We start from the raw sequence: 23,243 nt of genomic DNA, 5'->3' as shown, positions 1-23,243 counted from the left end.
CGGGCTATTATCGAGCTGGCGGGCGAACCCCCACCTTGACGAGAAGGGCTTTCATGGCTGAGCCGACGATCTGGGAACCTGTGCCGCGCTCGCGCACCTACGAGCTGGTCCTCGCGCGGATCGAGGAGCAGATCCTGGCCGGCAAGCTGCGCGTCGGGGATCGGCTGCCGCCCGAACGCGAGCTCGTCGAGCTGCTCGGGGTCAGCCGCGCCGCGATCCGCGAGGCATTGCGAGTGCTGGAGGCCCAGGGGGTGCTGCGGGCCCGGGTGGGCACCGGTCCCGACTCCGGCAGCGTCATCGCCGCCATGCCCAGCGCGGGCCTGACCCAGCTGCTGCGGCTGCACATCGCGCTGGCGAACTTCCCCGTCAAGGACGTCGTGGAGGCCCGCGCCGCGCTGGAGCGGTCGAGCGCCCGCCTCGCCGCCGACCAGGCCACCGAGGCGGACCTGGCCCGAATGGCCGAATGCCTGGCGCACATGGACGCCCCCGACGTCTCCCGCGAGGAGTTCAACGACCACGACACCCGCTTCCATGTCGCCATTGCCGAGGCCGGGGGCAACCGCCTGGTCACCGATCTGACCGTCGCGGTGCGCAACGCGGTGCGGCACACCCTCTTGACGGCCTTCCACCGGATGGAGGACTGGGAGGACGAACGAGACCGCCTGCGCGCGGAACACCACGCCATCCACGACGCCATCGCGGTCGGGGACGCCGAACGCGCCGGCGGCCTGGTCGAGTTCCACATCCGTCGCTTCCACCACGACGTGGTGCGAACGGTCCTTCAGTCCTCCGAAGGCGCCTTGGCCCAGTCGGCGGTCTGGGACAGCCCCCCACGGCAGCAATGAGCCGCAACGCGTGGGTCAGCAGCACCATCGACGGTCAGCGTCCCGGTGGGGACTTTTGACTGCTCCCCCTGAGTTCGGTGGTCTCGCTGAGGGTTCGCCGCTTCTTCTGCGAACGGGCTTCCTGCCCACGGCGCACGTTCGCCGAGCAGGTCCCGGACCTGAGCGAACGCTACCGGCGCCGCAGCGTCGGGCTGCGGCGATGGATGCAGGCCATCGCAACGCTCCTGGGCGGCCGCCCCGGTGAACGCCTGTGCCGCACCCTGGATCACGCTGCCCCCGCGGCACTCCACCGCCGGCGAGAGCAGGTACTCCGCCTCATCGACCAGGCGGAAGGCACCGCAAGACTCCAAGAGGGACTCGCCAAGCGCGCCGCCGCGGTGGAGCGGCACGAGGCACAGATCGCCCGCTTGAAGGAGGAACTCGAGCAGCTCGGTGACGCGACGTACGACCGTGACCGCATCATCGCCCAGGTGAGCAACCGCTACGGCGGCCTCCTGCGTGAGTGGCGCTACCCCAGGCTCAGCCAGCCCTTCATCAAGCCCGACCTCACACCTTTCGTCCGCGGGGAGCCCTACCAGGAGGCGTCCTCCGGCGCCCGCACACTCCTGACGCTGGCCTGGCAGCTGGCTGTCTTCGAGATCGCCGTCGAAACCGGCACCGCACACCCTGGCTTCCTCATGATCGACAGCCCGCAGAAGAACCTCGGTCACGGCGTCGGCACGCTGGACGCGGTGATCGCCGATGCCGTCGCTATCGACGACTTCTACCACCACCTCTCCGTCTGGCTGGCAGACCGAGGTGCCAAGGCGCAGCTCATCATCGTCGACAACAGCCCGCCGCTACTCGCGGAAGGCAGCGTGGTGGTCCGCTACAGCCGAAACGAGGACCAGCCTCTCTACGGACTGATCGAGGACGAGACCAGCGCAGAACCAGAAGAGGCCAGACAGTAGAACTCCACGACACTGCAGCATGACCTTGGCCCGTCCGGACGCTCTATTCCCGCACAGACCAGAGTGCGCATCGGATGAGGCCGATACGGCGGCCCGGTTGGAGGCGTCGCATTTCTCCTTGACACGGGCCGTGGTCAAGGAGAAACGCAGCGGGCGCGCCTCGGGTGACTGCACGGCATCGTCCCCGGTGATGTCGCACTCCCGCACGATGTCGTCCACTCCCCACCTGCCACGGACCGGCTCAAGTTGCGTTCGGTGTTCCTGACCGACCACCACTGAAAACGCATGTCGCCCGTCCCCCTCCACGGAGGTGGCGTCACTGGCGGTAATCGAGCGCCGAATCAGTAGCGCGCAGACCAACCCGGCTGGTCGCACTGGGGCGCTGGAAGGCTGTACGGGATGGGGGTGGATCTTGAGGGGCTGTACGTCGAGCTGTCGTACGTGGACGCTGTACGCGAGCGACAGCGGTGTCCGTTGCCGGACTGTGTGACGGCCGGGTTCGAGGATGTGGCGCCAGTGCGGCCTGTCGCTCGTCGTGGGCTGAAAGGCCCGCCGGTCAGGCGACCTTCTCGCGCCGGGGCGTCTTGCGCACCTTCACCCCGCCGACGATGAGCGCCAGCCCCACGGCGACGATGCCGAGGTAACCGGTGGACGGAAGGTCGACCACGTTGTGCATCCAGCCCCACTCCGTACCGAAGAGGGTCTGCGAAGCGAAGCTGACAAGCCCCTGGGCTCCTACGACGTAGCCGATGCTTTCGGCGGTGTATCCGATGGTGGTTCGCACGGATCAACCCTCTCGCGGCAGTGCCGCAAGATCGTCCTCCACAGGGCCCAAAACGCAGTAGTCCAAAGGATGCAGTCGCGTGCGGTTCCAGTCCTCGTGGCCAAGTTCCAACTGCCGTGTCACGGCTCAACCAACCCAGCCCGCCCAGGTCACCGGCTTCCGGCCGACTACTTTCGCCGAGACAGGTCACCAGCCAATATCCGTTGCTCCGACCGGAGTTGGGACCGACCTCCCCGCGACCAGCGGCATCGGCCTCCTCGCCCACACCGCCCACAACCGCACGACAGTCATCCAGGTCCCGGACGAGCCATTCTGAACCCGGCCCGGACCATCACCGGCGTCGCCGGACACGCCTGTTCCCCTCCCCCCGCCACCACGCCCCGCACCGGCCGGCCACCCCGCCCAACCACCACGGTGACCAGCAGCGGCCTCGCCCGGACCGGCGGATCCGCACTTCCCCCAGGCCTGACGGCCAGGCTGCTGCTCGCCACCACGCACCGGCCAGCCCCAACCCGGACCAAGCGGCCCGGCCGTACAGCCAGCACGCGGCCGACGCCAAAGGAGCCAGCCACCCCGCAGACACGCCCGAGTCCGGCGTGGACACACCTTGCCCACGTCCGGCATCCGGCCAGCGCCGTCGGATGGAACGGGCCCCTGTCAGGGGCCGGGACTGTAAATCGTTCGGCTCTGTTCCGTAGTCGGTGGTGACGGCGGGTGACGGGCGTCGTTGACGTTGTATGCGAGATGCCAACTCCCTTGTGACAACGGTGTTTTCAGGGCTCTCGGCGCTGGTCATCGAGGATGTGGCGGACGACGGCAGGATGATCCGGGTCTTGGCCAGGACCCGGGATCTTCCCTTTCCCTGCCCGATGTGCGGGGTCCCGACGGGGAAGGTGCACGGATACCACGTCCGGACCGTTACGGATGTGCCGCTCGATGGCCGCCGGGTCGTGGTCAACGTCCGGGTACGACGTCTGGTCCGCCCGGTCCTGGGCTGTCGGCGGCAGACCTTCCGCGAGCAAGTCCCTGGGCTAATCGAGCGACTTCAGCGCCGCACCACGCGTCTGACCAGCCAGGTCTCGGGGGTGGTCGAGGAGTTATGCGGCCGGGCGGCTGCCCGGCTCACCCGGTCACTGGCCGTGCCCGTATCGGTCGCCACCGCCCTGCGGGTGCTGCGGGGAATTCCTCCGCCAACGGTGCGGATCCCGAGAGTGATCGGGGTCGATGACTTCGCCCTGCGACGCCGTCACCGCTACGCCACAATCATCATCGATGCCGAGACCGGGGAACGCGTCGATATCCTGCCCGACCGCGAAGCCGCCACATTGGAGGCATGGCTGCGCGGGAAGAAACGGATCGAAGTCGTGTGCCGGGACGGCTCGGCCACCTACGCAGAGGCGATCCGCCGGGCCCTGCCCGACGCGGTGCAGGTCAGCGACCGCTGGCATCTGTGGCGGAACCTGTGCGACAAAGTTCTGGCCGAGATCCGCGCCCACGCCCCCTGCTGGGCCACCGTCAACCCGCCCCGGCCCGGCGGCGTCCGTGAGCAGACCACCCGCGAGCGCTGGCACAAAGTCCACGCCCTCCTCGACTCCGGCGTCGGCCTGCTCGACTGCTCCCGCAGACTGAACCTCGCCCTGAATACCGTCAAGCGCTACGCCCGCATCCCTGAACCGCCCGCGGACCGCATCGCCGCGCCGAAGGCGACCGCCCCGTGACAACCCCCCGCCGCGTCGCCCGACTCCTACTCACCCACCCCGAGCACCTGTGGACCAGGGACACCGACCTGCTCGGCCTCCTCACCGCGGCGTGCCCGGAGATGACCGAACTTGCCCGACTCACCGGCGAGTTCGCCGCGCTCCTGACCCCGGCCCAGGCCAACGACGACAAGCTCACCCAGTGGATCGCCACAGTCCGCACCGCTGGCCTGCCCCACCTGCACAGCTTCTGCAACGGCCTCGAACTCGACCGCGCCGCCGTGAACGCCGGCCTCACCCGCCCCACCACAACGGCCGGACCGAGGGCGTCAATACCCGAACCAAGAAGATCATGCGGCAGATGCATGGCCGAGCAGGATTCGACCTCCTCCGTCACCGCATCCTCCTGCAATAAGGAGAACGCACCGTCACCACCGACTAGGGCCTGTCCGGCGGATCATTGCCCGCGGCAGGTGAGCCCGGGCAGTAATCCACCGGACGCGGTCGGGAAGTGGGCGTCAGGACATGGAAAACTGGGCGACGTACTCGTCGAAGGGCTCGATGCCGACTTCCGCACGAAGTTCGTCCATGCGCTCGGGCTCTTCACAGGGCCATGGAACCGGCGCCCCGTCCTTCACGCCGGCGATCTGAGTTCCGTAGACCTGCTTGCGGCCCTCATTGACCAGCGTGCGGTCGCGCAGGAAGGCCAGCTCGCGCGGGCTGGCCGAGCCTGCCGACACCGCCTGCTGCATCAGCTGGAGGGCGCGACGCTGAACGTCGAGCTGCCGGTCGGCGTGCTGAGCGATGAGCCACGCCGCGCGTGCGGCCTCCTCGCCGACCAGTTCCGCCGTCGGCCAGCCGTACTCGTCCATGATCTCGCCGAGCCGGTCACCGTGCCGGGCGGTTAGCCGCCGCCAGGCCAGCTGCTCAGCGGGGTCGTCGCTGTTCGCGCGGACTGCCAACTGGTGATCGGCCGCAGCCATATCCGTGAGTTCCGCTATCAGCGCGGCAACGTCGTGCACCACTCTCAACTCCCAGGTCAATCCGTGCTTGTGTCCGCCCGCAAGCCTAGAGGTGTAAATCGGATGTAAAGATCATTCCGGAGAACGGTGACAGGCGCCTCACCGCACCGGGATAATGGATCTACCCCCGGAGCCAGAGCCGGATCGCTGCGACGGTCACGGTGCCCTGGAAGACGTAGACACGCTTGTCGAACCTCGTGGCAACAGCCCGGAAGTTCTTGAGGGCGTTGATCGTGCGCTCGACTTCGTTTCTGCGCTTGTAGATCGTTTTGTCGAAGCCGGTGGGCCGTCCGCCCTTGTTGCCGCGGCGTTGGCGGTTGGCCCGCTGGTTCTTCGGCTCGGGGATGGTGTGCTTGATCTGCCGTCTGCGCAGGTATCGGCGGTTACGCCGTGAGGAGTAGGCCTTGTCGCCGCCGAGGTGGTCAGGCCGGGTGCGGGGGCGCCCACCACTGAGCCGGCCGACGCGGATGCGTTCCATGACGAGGATGAGCTGCCGGGCGTCGCCCCACTGGCCTGGGGTGATCAGCAAGGCCAGTGGGCGGCGTCCACCTTCTCCGGCGAGGTGAATCTTGCAGGTGAGGCCGCCCCGGGAGCATCCGAGTCCCTCGTCGGGGCGGTGCTGCCGGGGCGTGCGTCTTTTCCCGGCACCCGCGGTGGTTTCTTGCGTGCTCCGGCGGCGTGCTGGTGGGTCCGGCAGGTGGTGGAGTCCACGCTCACCATGGACCAGTCGATGCGGCCCTGGGCATCCGCGTCAGCCAGGACGGCCGCATAGATCTTGTCCCAGGTGCCGTCCGCCGACCAGCGTCTGTGCCTCTCGTACACGGTCTTCCACTTGCCGAACCGCGCAGGCAGATCCCGCCACGGCACCCCAGTCCGGTTCCGGTACAGGACCCCGTTGATGATCCTGCGGTGGCTGGCCCAACGCCCGCCACGCTGACCTGTCTTGGGCAGATGCGGCTTCAGCCGGGCGGCCCATTCTTCGTTCGTAAGATCTCCCCGCCCCATGAACATGCCAATGTGCCGTAGCGCGAGAAGTCACATGATCCGCCGGACAGGCCCTACGCAACAGAGCCACTGGCTGGACACACCCGACGGAACCGGGGCGGCGCGCGGAACGGAGTTGCTCAGTCGCGGTAGCACTGGTAGTCGCGGTATCCACGACACAGGTCGTGGATGCCGTGACGCCGTCAGCCTTGCCGGGGTCCCGAAGCTGGGGCTTGGCCACCGGGCGGCAGTTGCGCGGCGATCCGGCGCTCCAGCCATGGGGTGACATAGTCCATGCCCGCCGCGGTGAAGTGGACGCCGTCACCCGTCGGATAGAGCTGCTTGCCGTCGGGCGTGTACTGGATGCACTCCCTGCCGTGCGGGCACAGGAAGCCGCCCAGGTCGAGCAGCCGGACCTGCGGGCCCGCCGAGCGGACGAAGGAGGTGATCAGTCTGTCGTAGCACCGGCCCCAGGCGGCGATTCCGGCACCAGTCTGGGTTCGTTCGGTCATCAGCAGAACGGGAGCGTGCGGTGCGGCCCTGGCCCAGATGGCTGCTGCGGTGTGCAGTCGGTCGAGGTAGCGGGTGCGGTACTGGCCATCGCAGGGCGACAACCAGTGGCCTTCAACGCGTTGCAGGACCGCATCCCAGCCCAGGTGAACCACAATGGCGTCCGGCGCGTTGTTGTTGATGAGCCGCTGCCAGGTGCGCGGCCACTGGCGGCACGCGTCCCAGTTCCCGACAACCTTGTCCATACGGTCTTTGGTCTCGTCCGGGCTCATAATGCCGCAGCCCGCCATGCCTCCGTCGACCACGCTGAAACGGCCGCCGTGCCGGGCGAGCGCCGTGGCGAGGTCGTTGGCGAGCGAGTCGCCGAGTGTGAGCACCGTCGGTTCACCGTCGCGATGCATGCTGTGCTCGACGGTGATCGGCAGATAGTGGGCCGACACCACGATCGCGGTGCAGGTCAGTGCGGACAACGGAACTGCGCGCCCGGCATGCCAGTTGCGCCGCCGCAGCCTCTCGGTGAACGCGTAGTGCAGGAACAGCGAGCAGAACCAGGTCGTGCCGCCGCCCACGATCAGCAAGGCGTACGGCTCGGTCTGCGGCTCGGCGTTCTGGAGCAGCCAGAAAACCGGGAGATGCAGCAGGTACATGCTGTACGACATGCGGCCTATCTCGGCCAGCGGCTTGACGGACAGCGCCTTGACCAGCAGGCCCCGGTCGCGGCAGAGCGTGGCCGTCAGCACTGCGACGAGGGCGGCGACCACCGCGAACCCGCCTTGATACAGCACCGGTTGGTGGTAGCTGGTGACCAGGACGCTCGCCGTCAGGACAGCCGTCAAGGAAACCAGGCCCACCGCGGTGGGCAGTGCGCGCCGCACACGCTCCGGAAGCGGTGTGCGGCGGTGGGACGAGCGGCGCTGGTGTGCCAGATGCACCAGGCACGCGGCAGCCGCACCGGCGAGGAAGCCCACGGCCCGGGTGTGGGTGCCCAGATAGAGGGCATCGGAGTTGGTCCCGTTGAAGAGCACGGGTGCGGCGGCGGCAGAGCCGGCGAAGAGCACCAGCACGCTCACCGCCACCGGGCCCCTGCGCCGCCGGAAGACCCGCCACAGCAGGGCCAGGATCAGCGGCCACACCAGGTAGAACTGTTCAGTGATGCTGAGCGACCACATCGCTCCGAGCGGCTGGATCTGCCCGAACTGGTCCCAGTACCCCTGATTGCGCGCGATCTGCGCCCAGTTGGCGACCTGGAACAGCGCGGCAGCGGCCTGCGCACGGATGTCGCGCGCCTGTTGCAGCGAGTCCAGCAGATAGCCGAAGGTGATGACGACGGCGAGAACGGCCATCAGGCCGGGCATCAGCCGCTTGTAGCGGCGCCGGTAGAACCGGCCGATACGGATACGACCGGTCTGCTGCGCCTCGCGCATCAGCAGCAGTGTGACGAGGAAGCCGGAGAGGACGAAGAAGGCGTCCACGCCGAAGAGTCCGCGTGCGAACCAGTCGGAGTGGTACAGCAGCACGGAGAGGATCGCGATACCGCGCAGCCCGTCGACCGCGGGGAAATGCCGGTTGCGCGGACCGACGAGGCGCGGTTCCGGGATCGGGTTCCCGGTTCGGGTCCGGTCAGGCGGTGTGTCGGTGCTGACGGGTAACGTCGTCTTGGACACGGTGATGTTCCTTGTGGGGGGAGAGGTGAGAGGTCGTGCGCAGGCGTGCAGGGAGGAGACGGCCGGTCAGGCCGGTTTCGCGATGACCACGAACGCGTTGTCCTGGCCGCGCAGGAACCGCAGCAGCCCGCGGAAGCCGCCCATGCCCTCCCAGAGCGAGAAGACCGGGATCAGCAGCACCACGGCGACGGATTCCCAGAGTCTGCGTCGGCCGTCCGACGACGCCTTGGCGTTGATCCGCAGGCCCTCCCAGTACATCCACACCACGTAGGCCATGTTCAGCGCCCACAGCGGGAGGACCCAGACGCTCGCGGGGGAGGTGTTGAGGTCGTCCAGAAGTGCCCCGCCGAGCAGGACGACGGCGACATGCTGCAACGGGCCGAGCACCCAGGTGCTCACGCAGTAGCCGAGCAGGAGGCGATTACGCAGCGGGATCTCACGGTTGAGGGCTAGCTGGATCAATCCCCAGGCCCAGCGCTCGCGTTGTCTGACGAAGTCGCGGACGGTGGCAGGCGAGGCCCCGTAGCACCGGCCGGAGATCCAGGCGCTGCGCCCGCGATATCGGCTGCAGAAGTTCAGCGCGAGTTGGGCGTCCTCGACGATGGCCTGGGGCCCGAAATCCCAGCCGATGCTGGCTTCGACGCTGGCCCGGATCAGCAGCAGTTCGCCGTGGAGCCCGACGCGCGGGGTGCCGCCGCCGGTGAGGACGGCGAAGCGGGTGACGTCGTCGGCCGGACGGACGGCGTCGGCCAGCCAGGTCAGCTTGTTGACGGCGTGGTCTCGCGGATAGGTGAGGATGCCCTGGGCCAGGTGTTTGGCCTCCGGGCCGGTTTCGCCCTGCTCATGGATGAAGTTCGCGAGCTGTTCTGCGGTGTCGGGGCCGACACCGGTGTCGTCGTCCATATGGAGAACCCACACGTTGTCGGTGGCTTCGGCTTCGCCGAGGCGTATTTCGTGGGCGTAGTGGTTGGCGCGCGCCTTGAATCGCGTGCCGCGCGGTGTTTCATACGCGCGGGGCACGGCCACCACGCGCAGCAGAGGATTGCCGGCGGCCAGCGCGTCGATGGAATCCTGCGCCTCGCATCCTTCCTCGGTGACGATGTCCACCCGCATTCGGGGGAAATACCTCGGGAGGAACTCACCGTAGGTGAGAACGGAACGCCTCAACGCCGGAAAGGTGTCGGTCCGGCCGATCGTGGGGACGACCACCACGAGCTTGTCGGTGGACACCGGTTGGGCCGGTTTCCGGTGGCGCTGTCTTCTCAGCCGACGCCGCGTCAGCACGACGCCGGTGATTCCGACCGCGGAACTCATCGTGGGCAGCGTCCACAATACGGTCACCGCCCATCCGGTGAGGCCCGCGCCGGGCCGGAAGAGCCAGAGGGAGAGGGCCAGTACGCCACCGTACGCCAGAAGGATCGGCACAATTCCGGGAAGCCATGCGGAGTGCCGACTGACGTGGGCTATGCCGCCTCGCGATAACGGGGCGGATTCTTTCTGAGGGAGAGTCACAGTGCTCCTGCTGCAGATGCTTTATAGTGGTGGATGGGCGACTGGCATGAACATGCCTCCACGTATCTATCAAGTTACCCTTGGACACTGCGAGCGCCCGACGTTACCGATGCGTAAATCCTGTACGAAGTCCCTTCCTATTCGTTGAGAATTTGACGTCATCAGGTCGAATGCGGACCGGCAACGAGGAGGTGAGGCCCTGCCATGAAGCGTCGCACCGCGATCATCGGTGGCGGTACCGCGGTGATAGGCGGTTTCGCACTGGCCGCCGAAGCCCTCAAGTCGCCCGCCTCCACAGGGGGTTCACCTGCCCAGGAGAACCCCCTGGCCCTCCGCGATCCCAGGGCCTCGCCCGCCGCCCGCTCGGTCTACCGGATGCTGGTCGCCCTGGAGAACGCGGCTCGCGACGGGAGGCCGGGGCGGACGGTCATCGGTCAGCATGTCGAGTTGCACAACGAGCTCTACAACCCCGACTACGGCGACCGCCATGGCACCAAAGCGCCGGGCTACTACTACCGGAAAGCCCGCGACATCAGCGGAAGACTCCCCGGTTTCCTGGAAGTCGACCTCGGACCCGGCTATGAGCAGCCAGGCTGGGCGGTCGGCCGTCCTCGGAGCTACTCACTGGCCACCTGGCCCAGTGGACGTACCGCCTGGTCGTACACCGACGACGCCGTGGACCTGGCCACCGGGGTGTGGTTCGGGCTGCCGCGCGAGTCCGTCGGCACATACAACGCCGACGGGCGGCAAGGAAGGCACGACGGCAGCGGGGACGTTTTGCCAGACAACGGCGGCGGACCGGCGGGGCTGGTCGGCATGTCCTTCCACCAGCCGTGGCCGGGCAGTCCGGTCAAGGGCTACCGGGAAACCCTCCACGGGAACTCACCGGCCGCCACCGATCCCGGCTGGATCGAGCGTGTTCTGAGCCCCGGCACTACAGAGCACCAGGCGCTCATCCTCGACCTGTCCTTCCTCGCCGACCACCTGGGCTATCTCGCCGAGCACGACGTCCCGGTGCTGCTGCGCCCGTACCATGAGATGAACCCGGCGGGCGGCAGACCCGGTTTCTGGTGGTCCGGGCTGCCACCTGAGCGCTACCAGGCGCTGTGGCGGACCCTGTACGCGTATCTGGTCGGCTCGCGCGGCCTGCACAATCTGATCTTCGTCTGGTCCCCGGCCGCCTGGGACGGCGTCCACGGCAGCAAACCGTGGGCGTACTACCCGGGGACCGATTACGTCGACGTGGTCGGCGTCGATGACTACAGCGGAGGCCCGGACCGGCCCTTCGGCAGCGGTCCGTGGACGAAGAGGTGGTACGACGGGCTCGCCGGCTACGGCAAGCCCCGGGTCATCGCCGAGTCCTTCCACGTACCGCTCAACGCCTACCAGCGGCGGACGCTGGACATCACCCCGTGGGTGCTCTGGACGGTCTGGGGACAGGCACTGACCCAGCACAACGTCTCGGGCCCGCAGGGGATGAACACCCCGCAGGACGTGCGGACCACCTACCGCTCCCCGCAGATCCTCACCGGCGGACACGGGCCCGCGGGACCCGCCGGCTGGTCGTGGGCCTCGCTGCATCCGTGATGAGCGGACGACGCATTGCAGTGAGCCTCCGCCAACTTGAAACCGCAGGTCAAGTGGCTGGTGTGACCGGCTCTCGGGGTGCTCACGCTGGTCGTGGGCAGCAGTCTGCGGAGTAGATCGTCTGTCAGCGGTTGACTTCGAATCGTCAGGACGTGCGCGGCGGGCAGGTGGGCCAGGAGGTGGTTGTGGCGGGCGGCGGTGTTGTCGAGAGTCCGGCCGGGCTGGGCGGCCGATATCCAAATCAGGCAGCCTCTCTCGTCGTGCCAGTAGACAGGACGACCGCGGCCGTGCCATCAAGAAACTCAAGGCATACGAGGCCGTCGCGACGTGCTACGACAAACGGCGTGATCCACCGGTTCAACGAGATCGGCCTGGCCTGCCTGGACCCTCAATGGGCGGGAGGCCGTCCCCGCCTGCTCAGCGATGACGACGAGGACTTCGTCATCAAGACGGCCACCACCCGCCCCACCAAGCTCGGCCAGCCCTTCACCCGCTGGTCGATCCGCAAACTCGCCGCCTATCTGCGCCGCGTGCACGGCCGCGTCATCCGCATCGGCCGCGAATCCTTACGGTGTCTGCTGCTGCGCCGCGGCGTCACCTTCCAGCGCACCAAGACCTGGAAGGAGTCGCCCGACCCCGAACGCGATACCAAGCTCGACCGCCTTGAGCAGGTGCTGGACCGCTTTCCGGACCGGGTCTTCGCCTTCGACGAGTTCGGGCCCCTGGGGATCCGACCCACCCCGGGCTCCTGCTGGGCCGAGCAGAGCAAGCCCAACCGGCTGCCGGCGACCTACCGCCGCACCCACGGTGTCACCTACTTCCACGGCTGCTACTCCGTCGGTGACGATCGGCTGTGGGGCGTCAACTGCCGCCGTAAGGGCACCGCCAACAGCCTGGCCGCGCTGAAGTCGATCCGCGCGGCCCGGCCCGACGGCGCGCCGATCTACATCATCTTGGACAACCTCTCCGCTCATACCGGTGCGGACATCCGCCGCTGGGCGAAGAAGAACAAGGTCGAGCTGTGCTTTACCCCGACCTACGCCTCCTGGGCCAACCCGATCGAGGCGCACTTCGGCCCACTGCGTCAGTTCACCCTGGCGAATTCGAACCATCGCAGCCATCCCGCGCAGACCCGGGCCCTGCACCGCTACCTGCGCTGGCGCAACGCCAACGCCCGTCACCCCGACGTGCTCGCCGCCCAGCGCAAGGAACGTGCTCGCATCCGCAGAGAGAAGGGCATCCGCTGGCGCGGACAGGCCAGGGCAACCGCAGCGTGATACTGCAGCCGGCCGGCGCCCATAGCGGACGATTAGGGCTCAGACCCGCAGACAGACCGGTACTCGTCCAGGAGATGGAAGAACACCGTCAGCGGGTCTTCTCCATCGGCATGCCGCTCGATGGCATCAGCCCAGCCACAAGACATCGACCAGCCTCGACGAGCGCGCAGCCACTCGGCGAACGGGCCACCGGGCGACAGGGTGAAAGGCTTGTCGGCCCCGTGAACGGACAAAGCCGTGGCATAGCCGATCAAGATGTTTTGCAAGTCCCGCAGACACCCCTGGCGAACCCACATGGAGGGACGCAGCCGGATCTGGTCCAGGACGTCTTGGACGTCCCGGCACCGGTCGATGGGTCGCGGACTTTGCTCCTGGTCAACTGACACAGACCAGACTCTACGACCAGACCCGGTGAACCTTCCCGGTCACACTAGCCAGTCAAAGATGATCATTCCGCGCTCTTCTCGTGCAGCGGCAAGATCAGCGCTGACGGAGATTCGGTTCGTGAGATGACAACGTGACAAACGGATCTCCAACTGGCGAGCGGTCTCCAGAAAGTCCAGATGCTCGCGAGTTGACGATGCTGCCGCCGCCCTGTTCCCTCATGACCCGGAACTCGTGCTTCAGACACAGCAGCGTTCCCTTGACGTTGGTATCGAAGGTGGCCTGGTAAGCCTCGTCGGTCACCTCGGTGACAGGGCCGGGTGTTCCCTCCGTGCCGGCGTTGTTGACGGCGACATCGATCCGCCCGAACCGCGCGACCGCACGGTCGACGAGGTCCTTCACATCGGCGTCGAAGCCGACGTCGGCACGCGCGAACTGCGCCGGGGCGCCGAGGTCGGTCAGCTCCCTGGCGAACTGCTCACCCACGTCCGCGTGGCGGCCGGAGACCACAAGGTTCGCGCCTTGACGTGCGTAAGCCAACGCGGTGGCGCGGCCGATACCGGTGAGCGCGCCCGTGATGAGGACGACGGGATCAGACACGTCGAGGGTCCTTCCTGCAACCACCCAGGTGAACGACGGGCAAGCGGTCCGGAACCCGCACGACGCTGGGTTTCCCTTCGGGCCGTGGCGTATCCACCGGTAAGCCCGCAAGGCAAGGTGTCCCAGCCGGACGACAGCCGCATCGGGCCCGACCGCCGTATCCATCGAACGACGGCGCTCGATGGCCCGTATACCCCAGGGACGGCGGCAGGGACAGACGACCCGAAAGCGGTCACGCGCCGGGTGAAGCCGATCCCCGCGCCATCTCGGCCGGGGCGTCGGCTTCACCCGTATCTGCGTCAGCCACCGCAGTCTCGGCACACACCCGGGCGCCGTGCCCGCCCAGACCGGCTCAGTGCCGCACACAGCCGAAGCCGTGCAGGCCGCGGGCTGGAAGCGGCCCCTCGAAGACAAGACGCGTCTCACTCCCAAGAGCAAAGGGTCTGCCCCCCGCCACCTGCCTCGTCATCGGGGCAAACTGGCCGTATTTGGGGCGCCGCAGGTGAGCGGGCACGCGCCGGCCTGCATCCGTCCACCTGCTGCCGGCAAACCCCTGCGGTGCTGCGCGGAGCGGTGGCGACGTTTCGTCCAATCGCGGCTGAAGAAACGACGTTCTGTCTACTTCATGATCGAACGTTGACGCCCTACAGTCATCCCCCACCTTGCAGCCTCGATCCGCTGTGTGGGCGATCCATGCCGCTTTCTCCCTGAGGTTATCCATCTGGCCACCTTGTACCTGGTGGCGATGCTGGTCAACGTGGTGGCGCCGACGGGGCTTACCAGCCCGCGCGGATACTTCAACCTCGACTGGATCACGCTGCTGGTGATGGCCGCGGTGGCGGTCGTCGGCGGGATCTGCTTCCTCCTCGGCCACCCCGACCGACACGTCCACGAGCATCTCGACGGTGCACAGCGCAAACTGTGAGCCATACTCCACAGCAAACGCTTAGAAGCTGTTGTTGTTCCGGGCGTGAGAACTGTGTTGTTTTCGCTGGTGGAGCGTAGGTTCGGCGATCTCGTGGGAGTGACGGTTTGTCGTGTCGTCGCTGTTGTGGGGGTCGTGGATGCCGTCGGTGGTCGGACTGCTGGAACAGCGCGAGTTGGGTGCTCGCCGTCGGGTGGACGCGCTGCGGGAGGAAGCAGACCGTATCCAGGCCGAACTGGCCGTGGCCGAGCGGGAATGGCGGGAGTGGACGATTGCCCGCTCGAAGGTCGGCGAGGTGCTGGCTCCGGAGGAGGAGAACGGGCTCGACCGTGCCCGGGCCGACGAGAGTGCGCCGGCCGCCGAAGGACAGCTGGGAACGGCCCCGCAGTCGGCGGAGGAGGCGAAGCCGAGGTCGCGGGTGCCTATGTGGCGCGAGGGGCTGGCCTGGTCGGCGCTGTCGGTGGACTATCAGCGCATCCTGCAGTTGGGGGCGGACCGGGCCCGGCTCGGGCAGGGGCCGGTGACCTGCCGGGAGATGGCCGCCGCCTTCGGCATGGACGTGGTGCCGGCCCGTGTGGAGGCACTGCGGTCGAAGGCGAAACGCCTGGTCGCGCGCGGCTGGCTGGCCGAGCCGGCTGCGGGCCGGTTCACGGCCGCCCGCGGTGTGGTCCAGCCAGGCGGCGGCTCATGACCATGGTCATCGACCAGTAGATCATCGCCTCGGCACTGGCCGTGCGCCGCTCGTAGTCGCGGGCCAGGCGCCGGCTGCGCATCATACACCCGGTCCCACGGCGGGAAGTCCACCGGCATGGCGCGCCACTTGATGCCGTTGTCCACGAGGTAGCGGATCGCGTCCAGTATCGCCCGGTGGCAGTACGCCTCCGGCTGCCCGCCACGGCCTCGCATCCAGCCCGGCACCGGCAGCAGTGGCCGGACCTTGGCCCACTCCCCGTCGGTCATGTCGGTCGGATAGCGGCGCTCGCGCACCCCGTTGTCGGCGGCGTTTCCGGACCGGTGAGCCAGACAGTCACACTCCCAGGTGACCGAAGTGGACTGCCAGGGCATCGGCACGGAAGACTGCGGCACCGGGGCCTCCTGATGTTGCTCGGTGATTAGACACCAACGAGTTGTTCAGGAGGCCCCACTCCTATGCGCCCAGCGGTCCGCGACCACCCGATCGAGACTCCCGTTCGAAACGCATCTCTCAAGATCGGAACGACAACAGCCTCTTACGACAATGCCCTGGCCGAGTCGTTCTTCCAGGGCCTGAAACGGGAGCTGCTCCACGGGCGACGCCTCACCTCGAAGGCGCAGACACGGCTGGAGCTGTTCCGCTGGCTCGCCTACTACAACCGGCGCCACCGCCACTCCGCCCTCGGCTACCTCACGCCAGTCGAGTTCGAGCAACAGCTGATCTCATCACGTACGCTGTCGCTCGTCGCATGAAACCCGGTGTCCACTCCCGAGGTTGAGCCTCAACGAGGGTGAAGCCCGTCCACGGCTACGCCAAGCAGGGCGCCGCGTTCGGCTACACCAGACAACGCGGGCTGCACTCCCGGATCGTGACCGCTTCCAGACCGAATGCCGCGCCCATGGTCGTCGCCTCTCGGCTGCGCAAGGGGCCAGCCGGCTCCGGCAAGGGGGCCGCGCGTCTGATCGCCGAGGCCGTGGGGGCGGTGCGCGCGATGGGCGCAGCGGCAGAGATCATCGTGCGCGCCGACTCCGCGTTTGGCCGGCGCCCAGTTGTTGCTCGCTGAGGGTCATCGCCCTGCTCTCCGCAGAGCGGTCCAGTGTGCGGGAGGCCACCAGGTAGGCGAGAGCCGCCACGACGAGGCCGACGACCCAGGCGATGTCGGTTCCGCCCAGTTGCTGAGCTCCGGGGCCGGTGTAGGTCCAGCCGCCGAGATCGGGGAGCACCATAAACGGAATCTCGGCCGCAAAGCCGATCACGTAGGCGGAGAGCCCGCGCCGAGACCAGGCGCCGTAGACGCCGGCCGGGGTGAACAGGTCGGCGATCGCGTAATGGCCGCGGCGGACCCAGAAGAAGTCCACGAGGTTGGTCGCCGTCCAGGGGACCAGCAGGTACAGCATCAGGGTGAGCGCGGTGAAAACGGTGCTCACCGCGTTCGCAGAGATCAGCGAGGCGATCGTGAACCACAGTCCGGCCAGGCCCAGGATGGTGACGATCCGCGCCGCGCGGGTGGGTTTGACGCTGCGGAAGGAGTCGATGCCGGTGAGCACGGTCAGCATTCCGCCGTAGGCGTTCATGCCCATGGTGGCGATCAGGCTGAGTGCGGAGAGCACGGCGGCGGCCGCTCCCAGCCCCGGGATGAAGTGGTCGCCAGCGTCGCGCAGCCCGACCAGGCCGTCGCTCGCACCGAGCCGAATCGCAAGCCATGCGCCCAGGGCGATCAGCCAGACCGCGGAGCCGGAAGCTCCGAAGAAGACGGACGCGATCAGCGAGCGGGCGGAGGTGGTCCGCGGAAGGTAGCGCGAGTAGTCCGAGACGTAGGGCGCATAGGTGATGTTGTACGCGGCGGCCGCGGAGAACTGGGCGAAGAAGGCCGTCCAGGTGAAGGCCAGGTGCTGGCTCGGGGGGTGACCGCCGGCGTGGCCGGACAGCACTCCGGCGGTGACCAGCAGCATCAGCGGCAGCGAGAGGTAGAGCAGCCAACGGAAGGCCCGGTGCACCCAGTCGTGGCCGTAGACCGCGAGCAGGATCGCGAGCACCGCCGTGCCGCCGGCCACCCAGCCGGGACTCCAGCCGAAGACGCCGCTCAGCCCCTGGGAGAGCAGCACCTGGTCGGCGACGTTGAAGCCCAGGTAGGTGAAGAGGGTACCGATCAGGACCAGGACCACGCCGCGGTAACCGAACTGGGCACGAGACTGGATCATCTGCGGCAGCCCGAGGACCGGTCCCTGCGAGGCGTGGAACGCCATGAAGAGTGTGCCCACGGCGATGCCGAGGACTCCGGCGAGGACCGTCTGTCCCAAGGGCAGCCCCAGCGACGGGCCGACGAAGCCCAGTGCGATGGTGAAGTACTGGAGGTTGCCCAGGAACCAGAGCGGCCCCTGGTGCCAGACCTTGCCGTGCCGCTCCGCGTCAGGGACCCAGTCGATGGACCGGGTCTCGACGCCCAGGGTGATGCCGGGTCTGTCAGGTGCGTGCGTCACGATGCTGGTTGCTTCCGCCATGGTCGGGTCCTCCGGTTGGTCAACACTGTGGGCTGCGCTGCGTACGTCGTCAGGCCGCTGTGGACAGGTGTTCGTGCACGGCGAGCCAGCGGCCGGCTTGGCGGTGGAAGACGATGGTCTCCCGCGCGTGGATGACCTCTTCGCCCAAGTGGGTGGTCAGGCAGGTCTCGACGTGGTGGCCGAAGACGGCCGTGTCTCCGAGGATCTGGACCAGCGGCTGGGTGGAGCGGCAAGTCAGGACGGAGAAGCCGTTCTGCTCGACCCAGCTGCGCCACAGCTCCCGGTACTCGGCGGTCGGGACGAGCCGCTGCGGCGTGGTGGGGAAGAGGAAGGTCGCGTCCGGCGTGAAGCAGGCGAAGTAGTCGTCGAGTCGCATCGAGGCGAAGGCGGCCACCAGGGCGTCGGCAGCGGCCTGTACCTCGGCGGTGGCCTGGACGTCCACGGCAGCCGCGGTGGGGCTCATAGCCTGCCTCCCAGGGCGAGCAGGCTGACCAGGTCGTAGGGGACGTGGGAGGCGGCCACGGAAGTGATCTCGGCGTGGGCGTAGGCGGGGGCCACCTCCACCACGTCGGCGCCGACCAGGTTGGCGCCGGCCAGGCCGCGAAGGATCTCCAGCAGCCCGCGGCTGGTCAGGCCGCCGGCCTCGGGGATGCCGGTTCCGGGCGCATGGGCCGGGTCCAGCACGTCGATGTCGACGGAGACGTAGAGCGGGCGGTCGCCGATCCGCTGCCGCAGCGCGTCCGCCACCTCGGACACGCCACGGCGCAGGACGTCGCCTGCGGTGACGATGCCGAAGCCGAGCCGACGGTCCTCCTCGAGGTCCTTCTTGCCGTAGGGGGAGCCGCACGTGCCGACGTGGCTGAGCGCCTCGGTGTCGAGGACCCCCTTCTCCATCGCACGGCGGAACGGCGTGCCGTGGGTGTACTCGGCCCCGAAGTAGGTGTCCCAGGCATCCAGGTGGGTGTCGAAGTGGAGTACGGCGATCGAGCCGTGCCGCTTCGACAGAGCCCGCGGCAGCGGCAGCGCGATGGTGTGGTCGCCGTCGATGGTGACCGGCCGGGTCCCGTCGTAGCTGAGCTCGCCCGCGGGGTGCTCGACCGCCTCGTTCATGGCGAACGTGTTGACCGCGATGTCACCGGCGCCCGCCACCTGCATCGCGGCGAACAGGGAGACGTCAAGTCCCGGGTGGTACGGGCGCAGGAGCCGACTGGCCTCGCGCACCGCCGCCGACGCGAATCGCACGCCGGACCGGTAGGACACCCCGCTGTCGAAGGGCACGCCGACCACGGCGCCATCGCACCGGCCCACCCGATCGAGGCGGGGCAGCCGCGCGAACGTGGCGGGCTCGGCGAAGCGCGGAATGCGCGAGGAGTCGACGGGTCCCACGGGCTCAGTCATCACCGGTTCTCCTGTCGTGCTTGGAGTGTGCCCCAGTGTGGGATGACCGTGACTGAGCGAACAATTGTCTCTGGGATGAAGATACTAGGGTGCTTCTTGTGTCCAACCACAAGCTGACCGTCGAGGACCTGCTCTCCTTTCCCGCTCTCCAGCTGCGCGTCCTGGCGGGTGGGTCCGGGCTGTCACGGTCGGTGTCCTGGGCTCATGTGAGCGAGCTGGAGGACCCCACCCCCTGGCTGGTCGGCGCCGAGTTGATCATGACGACCGGGCTGGCCCTCCCCCGTACCGCGGCCCGGCAACGGGCCTATCTGGAGCGCCTCGACGACGCCGGGGTCTCCGCCCTGGCGCTCTCGGCGCAGCTGCACGTACCGCCGCTGCACCGAGCCTTCCTCCAAGCGGCGGAGGAACGCGGGATTCCCGTGCTCGAAATTCCCCTCGCGGTCCCCTTCATCGCCGTCGCCCAGGAGGTCGCCGCGGCCGTCCAGGAGGACGCCCGGCAGCGCCTGGGTGCCCAGCTCCAGGTCTTCGGCGCGCTGCGCCGGCTGGCCACGGAGAATCTCGACACGACCGTGCTCTTCCGCCGCCTGGAGTCGCTCTCCGGCTACCAGGTCTTCGCGTGCACCCCGCAGGGCCGGCCGCTGCTGCCCGGCATTCCGGTGCCTGACCCCGCCGTGCTGCCCGACTCGGCGGACGCCCCACCAACAATCCCCGGAGGCTTTGCGCTGCCCGTGCTCGCGCCCGGCGGTCCGGCCGGATTCCTGGTCGCCTTCGCGCGGCAGGGGGCCCGCCCGGCTGGGCTCGCCGTGGTCCAGCACATCGCCACCGTGGCGGCGCTGCAGCTGGTCATGCTCCGGCATGAGCGCGAGACGCTGCGCCGCGAAGGCGCCGAGACTCTGGCTGAGCTGCTGCAGGACGTGCTGGACCCGACCACCGCCAAGCGCCGGCTGGCCCGGCTGTCCATCGAGGGCGACATGGTGTTGGTGGTCGTCCGCGCGGTACGCGAGGACGACCTGCTGCGGGCACTGGACGAACTGCCGTTCCTACTGCTCAACCGGGGAGAGGAGCGCTACCTCCTTGGCCTGCCCGAGGTGGGCGCAGCACTCGCCGGCATCCCCGGCCTGTCAGCCGGCATGAGCCGCCCCGTCCCACCCGGGGAGTCACTGCGCGTTGCCCAGCGCGAAGCGCTGTGGGCGGTGTCCAAAGCTGTCGAGTCGGGCCAGTCCCTGGTCCGTTACGGCAAGGACACCACGGGACGGTGGCTTCCCGACGATCCGTCAGTTCTGCGCGCGCTGGTCGAGCACGTGCTCGGCGACGCGCTGCGGTACGACGCAGCCCACGACGCCCAACTGCTCGTCTCCGTACGCACCTGGATGGAGCACAACCGCCGCACCGAGGCCGCGGCCACGGCGCTGCACATCCACCCCAATACCCTCGCCTACCGACTGCGCCGCTTCGCCGCGCTGACCGGACGTGACCTGTCCTCGACCGAGGCCTTTACCGAAGTCTGGCTGGCGATCCGCGCGGCCGGCCAGCTCGGACTGGCAGACGGCCGACTTCAGGCACTGACTCAGCCCCGCGGAGAGTAACGCACCAGCGTGGGGCGTTCGGCGGGGCGGCCGTCCTCCCGGCGACCTCGCCCAGAGCAGGCCTGTAGGGTGCCGAAACTCACGTATCGCTGCTGACCAGGAACTTTGCGAGGGGCGGCAGTCCTGACAGGCTCGGACTGCATGGCGTTGCGCATGCTCTACCTGATCTTCAGTCGGCTCCTCGGACTGATCCTGCTCCTCTCCTGTGCCGACCGGGCGAGGGACGTAGAACTGCTCGCGCTGCGCCATGAGAATGCGATACTGCGCCGGCAGCTCGGTGTCCGACCGCGGCTGACCTGGCCGGAGCGTGCGGTCCTCGCCGCTCTCGCTCGGCACCTGCCCGGCAGGCTCCGCCGACACCGCCCTGGTCACCCCCGGCACACTGCTGTCCTGGCACCGACGCCTGATCCGCTGGAAGTGGCGGCAGAAACCCGCACGGACCGGGCGGCCGCCGATATCCGAGCAAGTCACCGCTCTGATCCTGCGCCTGGCACGCGAGAACCCGACCTGGGGCTCAACCCGCATCCAAGGCGAACTGCGTCGGCTCGGGCACCGGGTCGGTGCCTCCACCATCCGCCGCATCCTGCGTTCCGCCAGACTCGGGTCAGCACCACGACGCGGCCCCACCACCGGGCCTACGTAACTGGCGCGAGTTCCTGCGCGCGCAGGCCTCCGGCCTACTCGCAGCCGACTTCTTCCACGTCGATACCGCGGGCTTGACCAGGCTCTACGCCTTCGCCGTCATGGAGGTCGGCAGCCGCACCGTGCACGTCCTCGGCGTGACCGCCCACCCAACATCGGCCTGGGCCACCCAGCTCGCCAGAAACCTCCTGGCCGATCTCGGCGATCGGGTCTCCGGCTTCCGTTACCTGCTGCGCGACCGTGACAGCCGTTACACCCAGGCTTTCGACGCCGTGTTCACCAGCGAGAACATCGAGATCCTCAAGACCGCACCGCAGGCGCCGAGGATGAACGCCCACGTCGAGCGGTTCATCCGCAGCGTCCGCGCCGAGTGCACCGACCGGATCCTGATCTACAACGAGCAACACAGCCGACGCGTCCTCGCCGAGTACGCGGCGCACCACAACACAGGAAGGCCACACCGGGCACTGGATCTCCGGGCGCCTTCCGACGAACCGAACGTCATACCGTTCCCGGCCCTGCGTATCCAGCGCCACGACATCCTCGGCGGAATGATTCGCGAGTACCGCGACACCGCCTGATAAAGATCCCGGCTGCGCAGGCGAACGCCCAGCTCACAAGGCGCACGGCACTATTGGCACCCCACAGGGACCGCAGACGGCCTTCGCGGTCGGCGGCGCGGTCACACTGGTGATGTGCCTGCCCATCGCTTTCACCCTGCTGAAGGACAGCAGAATCACCGACGCCCCCAAGACCCCCGAAGGTGCACACGATGAGTGAGCGATTCGCCGAGTTGGACAGCCTGGCCGAACGGTGGGGCTTGAGCGGCCTGGACCTGGTCGGCAAGGGTCTGGAATTCTCCGTCTACCGGGCGCAGGGGCGCGACGGGCAGCCCGTCGCGGTGCGTCTCGCGCACCGGCGATTTGACTCGAACGCCAATGACCCCCATGTGGACACCCGGGCCCTGCTCCTTCAGGAGTACGAGATCGCGAGGCATCTGGCCGCCCATGGTCTGCCGGTCGCGGAGGCGAAGGAACTCGTCCTGGCCGACGAGCCGGCATCCCCTGACGTACTACTGTCCGCGTACGTCCCCGATGACGGGTCGGAGCTCGACTCCTTCGCGCTCGGGCAGCTCCTCGCACGACTTCATCAGGTGCCGAAGCCGCGCCTGAGGCCCGTCGCGTCGGAGGGAGCGCCCACGGCAAGCGCGATCACCGCACGCATCGGGCGCCGTTGGGCCGAGATCGGCCACCTTGTCGATGACTGGCCCAAACCGCCGGACGCGTCCCTCATCGCCGAACAGCTCACCAGCCTCACTGAGGACAGGCTCCTCCACCTCGATGTCCGTAGCGACAACATCCGGCGCCGGCAGGGACGGGCCGTCGCCCTGCTGGACTGGTCGAACGCCCTGCTCGGATCCCCCTCGCTGGAGTTCGGGCGCCTGGTCGAGTACGCCCGGTATCCAGAGAACGAGCTCGACATGGCAGCGATCCGCAGCGGATACGCGAGGACGGCAACGGTTCCGCCCGACAGCGATCCGTGCTTGTACGTGTGCCGCCTGGATGCCGCACTGATGCTGGCTCTCGTCTTCCTTTCCGAGGCGCCCGACCCGAGCCGTGGACCGGCAGCAGCCGACCACGCACGAGAACTCGCGCTCAGGATGAGCGCACGTCACGCGTAA

19 protein-coding genes and 4 pseudogenes are annotated in these 23,243 nt (G+C 68.3%); 13 read left to right on the top strand and 10 right to left on the bottom strand.

What is annotated here, in order from left to right:
• Positions 1-53 precede the first annotated feature (53 nt).
• Both AAW14_RS33260 and AAW14_RS33255 read left to right on the top strand, forming a co-directional pair.
• Positions 54-845, top strand: a complete 792-nt coding sequence (locus tag AAW14_RS33260) for a FadR/GntR family transcriptional regulator (protein ID WP_265568156.1) — start codon at positions 54-56, stop codon at positions 843-845.
• 77 nt (positions 846-922) lie between these two features.
• Positions 923-1,795: a hypothetical protein gene (locus tag AAW14_RS33255; protein ID WP_265568155.1), complete on the top strand. Its 873-nt coding sequence runs from the start codon at positions 923-925 to the stop codon at positions 1,793-1,795.
• Positions 1,796-2,351: 556 nt separating this feature from the next.
• Here the strand turns inward: AAW14_RS33255 and AAW14_RS33250 are convergent.
• Positions 2,352-2,579 carry a hypothetical protein gene (locus AAW14_RS33250; RefSeq protein WP_265568154.1) on the bottom strand — a complete coding sequence of 76 codons (228 nt, stop codon included), beginning with the start codon at positions 2,577-2,579 and terminating at the stop codon, positions 2,352-2,354.
• A gap of 767 nt (positions 2,580-3,346) precedes the next feature.
• Between AAW14_RS33250 and AAW14_RS33245 the strand changes: the two are divergent.
• A pseudogene (locus AAW14_RS33245) lies at positions 3,347-4,691 on the top strand (ISL3 family transposase).
• A 103-nt stretch (positions 4,692-4,794) separates the two neighbouring features.
• Here AAW14_RS33245 and AAW14_RS33240 read toward each other — a convergent pair.
• The 4 genes from AAW14_RS33240 to AAW14_RS33225 all read right to left on the bottom strand — a co-directional run bounded on the left by AAW14_RS33240 (position 4,795) and on the right by AAW14_RS33225 (position 9,881).
• Positions 4,795-5,301, bottom strand: coding sequence for a DUF6624 domain-containing protein (locus AAW14_RS33240; protein WP_265568153.1), 507 nt, complete (start codon positions 5,299-5,301; stop codon positions 4,795-4,797).
• 118 nt (positions 5,302-5,419) lie between these two features.
• A protein-coding gene (locus tag AAW14_RS33235) for an IS5 family transposase (protein ID WP_265568152.1) occupies positions 5,420-6,303 on the bottom strand; the annotation gives its coding sequence in 2 pieces (ribosomal slippage) (positions 5,420-5,940 and positions 5,940-6,303; 885 coding nt in all).
• A gap of 182 nt (positions 6,304-6,485) precedes the next feature.
• Positions 6,486-8,456: an acyltransferase family protein gene (locus tag AAW14_RS33230; RefSeq protein WP_265568151.1), complete on the bottom strand. Its 1,971-nt coding sequence runs from the start codon at positions 8,454-8,456 to the stop codon at positions 6,486-6,488.
• Positions 8,457-8,522: 66 nt separating this feature from the next.
• On the bottom strand, positions 8,523-9,881 hold the full coding sequence (locus AAW14_RS33225; protein WP_265568150.1) for a glycosyltransferase family 2 protein: 1,359 nt from the start codon (positions 9,879-9,881) through the stop codon (positions 8,523-8,525).
• 291 nt (positions 9,882-10,172) lie between these two features.
• On the opposite strand from AAW14_RS33225, the gene AAW14_RS33220 reads away from it, so the two are divergent.
• The gene (locus AAW14_RS33220) at positions 10,173-11,555 is read left to right on the top strand and encodes a glycosyl hydrolase (RefSeq protein ID WP_265568149.1); all 1,383 of its coding nucleotides are present in this window, start codon (positions 10,173-10,175) and stop codon (positions 11,553-11,555) included.
• Positions 11,556-11,842: 287 nt separating this feature from the next.
• Complete coding sequence (locus tag AAW14_RS33215; protein WP_416223413.1) at positions 11,843-12,832, top strand: IS630 family transposase; 990 nt, start codon at positions 11,843-11,845, stop codon at positions 12,830-12,832.
• Between the two features lie 480 nt (positions 12,833-13,312).
• On the opposite strand, the gene AAW14_RS33210 is transcribed toward AAW14_RS33215, so the two are convergent.
• Positions 13,313-13,816 carry an SDR family NAD(P)-dependent oxidoreductase gene (locus AAW14_RS33210; protein ID WP_265568147.1) on the bottom strand — a complete coding sequence of 168 codons (504 nt, stop codon included), beginning with the start codon at positions 13,814-13,816 and terminating at the stop codon, positions 13,313-13,315.
• A gap of 739 nt (positions 13,817-14,555) precedes the next feature.
• On the opposite strand from AAW14_RS33210, the gene AAW14_RS33205 reads away from it, so the two are divergent.
• Together AAW14_RS33205 and AAW14_RS33200 are read left to right on the top strand one after the other, a co-directional pair.
• Positions 14,556-14,741, top strand: coding sequence for a hypothetical protein (locus tag AAW14_RS33205; protein WP_265568146.1), 186 nt, complete (start codon positions 14,556-14,558; stop codon positions 14,739-14,741).
• Between the two features lie 139 nt (positions 14,742-14,880).
• Complete coding sequence (locus AAW14_RS33200) at positions 14,881-15,432, top strand: hypothetical protein (protein WP_265568163.1); 552 nt, start codon at positions 14,881-14,883, stop codon at positions 15,430-15,432.
• Positions 15,433-15,515: 83 nt separating this feature from the next.
• Here AAW14_RS33200 and AAW14_RS33195 read toward each other — a convergent pair.
• Positions 15,516-15,728 (bottom strand): annotated as a pseudogene (locus AAW14_RS33195) (transposase); the annotation flags it as partial.
• 225 nt (positions 15,729-15,953) lie between these two features.
• Here AAW14_RS33195 and AAW14_RS33190 point away from each other — a divergent pair.
• Both AAW14_RS33190 and AAW14_RS33185 read left to right on the top strand, forming a co-directional pair.
• A pseudogene (locus tag AAW14_RS33190) lies at positions 15,954-16,187 on the top strand (integrase core domain-containing protein); the annotation flags it as partial.
• A gap of 32 nt (positions 16,188-16,219) precedes the next feature.
• Positions 16,220-16,492: pseudogene (locus AAW14_RS33185) on the top strand (IS1380 family transposase); the annotation flags it as partial.
• Here AAW14_RS33185 and AAW14_RS33180 read toward each other — a convergent pair.
• The 3 genes from AAW14_RS33180 to speB are packed head-to-tail and all read right to left on the bottom strand — an operon-like array spanning position 16,446 to position 19,334.
• The gene (locus AAW14_RS33180; protein WP_265568143.1) at positions 16,446-17,936 is read right to left on the bottom strand and encodes a purine-cytosine permease family protein; all 1,491 of its coding nucleotides are present in this window, start codon (positions 17,934-17,936) and stop codon (positions 16,446-16,448) included. The pseudogene AAW14_RS33185 and the gene AAW14_RS33180 overlap by 47 nt on opposite strands.
• 49 nt (positions 17,937-17,985) lie before the next feature.
• Positions 17,986-18,399 (bottom strand): YybH family protein, encoded by a 414-nt coding sequence (locus AAW14_RS33175; RefSeq protein ID WP_265568142.1) that lies wholly within the window; start codon positions 18,397-18,399, stop codon positions 17,986-17,988.
• Positions 18,396-19,334, bottom strand: a complete 939-nt coding sequence (gene speB / locus AAW14_RS33170; protein WP_265568141.1) for an agmatinase — start codon at positions 19,332-19,334, stop codon at positions 18,396-18,398. The genes AAW14_RS33175 and speB overlap by 4 nt, the downstream gene beginning before the upstream one ends.
• Before the next feature lie 98 nt (positions 19,335-19,432).
• Between speB and AAW14_RS33165 the strand changes: the two genes are divergently transcribed.
• The 4 genes from AAW14_RS33165 (at position 19,433) to AAW14_RS33155 (ending at position 23,243) form a co-directional block, all read left to right on the top strand.
• Positions 19,433-20,920: a PucR family transcriptional regulator gene (locus tag AAW14_RS33165; protein ID WP_265568140.1), complete on the top strand. Its 1,488-nt coding sequence runs from the start codon at positions 19,433-19,435 to the stop codon at positions 20,918-20,920.
• A gap of 307 nt (positions 20,921-21,227) precedes the next feature.
• Positions 21,228-21,563, top strand: a complete 336-nt coding sequence (locus AAW14_RS39545) for a helix-turn-helix domain-containing protein (protein ID WP_322741147.1) — start codon at positions 21,228-21,230, stop codon at positions 21,561-21,563.
• 73 nt (positions 21,564-21,636) lie between these two features.
• A complete protein-coding gene (locus AAW14_RS39540; RefSeq protein WP_322741146.1) occupies positions 21,637-22,143 on the top strand; it encodes an integrase core domain-containing protein in 507 nt (168 codons plus the stop codon).
• Positions 22,144-22,334: 191 nt separating this feature from the next.
• Positions 22,335-23,243, top strand: coding sequence for a phosphotransferase family protein (locus AAW14_RS33155; RefSeq protein ID WP_265568139.1), 909 nt, complete (start codon positions 22,335-22,337; stop codon positions 23,241-23,243).

The organism is Streptomyces hygroscopicus, from assembly GCF_026168105.1.
In the GTDB taxonomy this organism is placed as follows: Bacteria; Actinomycetota; Actinomycetes; order Streptomycetales; family Streptomycetaceae; genus Streptomyces; species Streptomyces hygroscopicus_D.
This window is presented reverse-complemented; position numbering and strand designations above follow the sequence as displayed.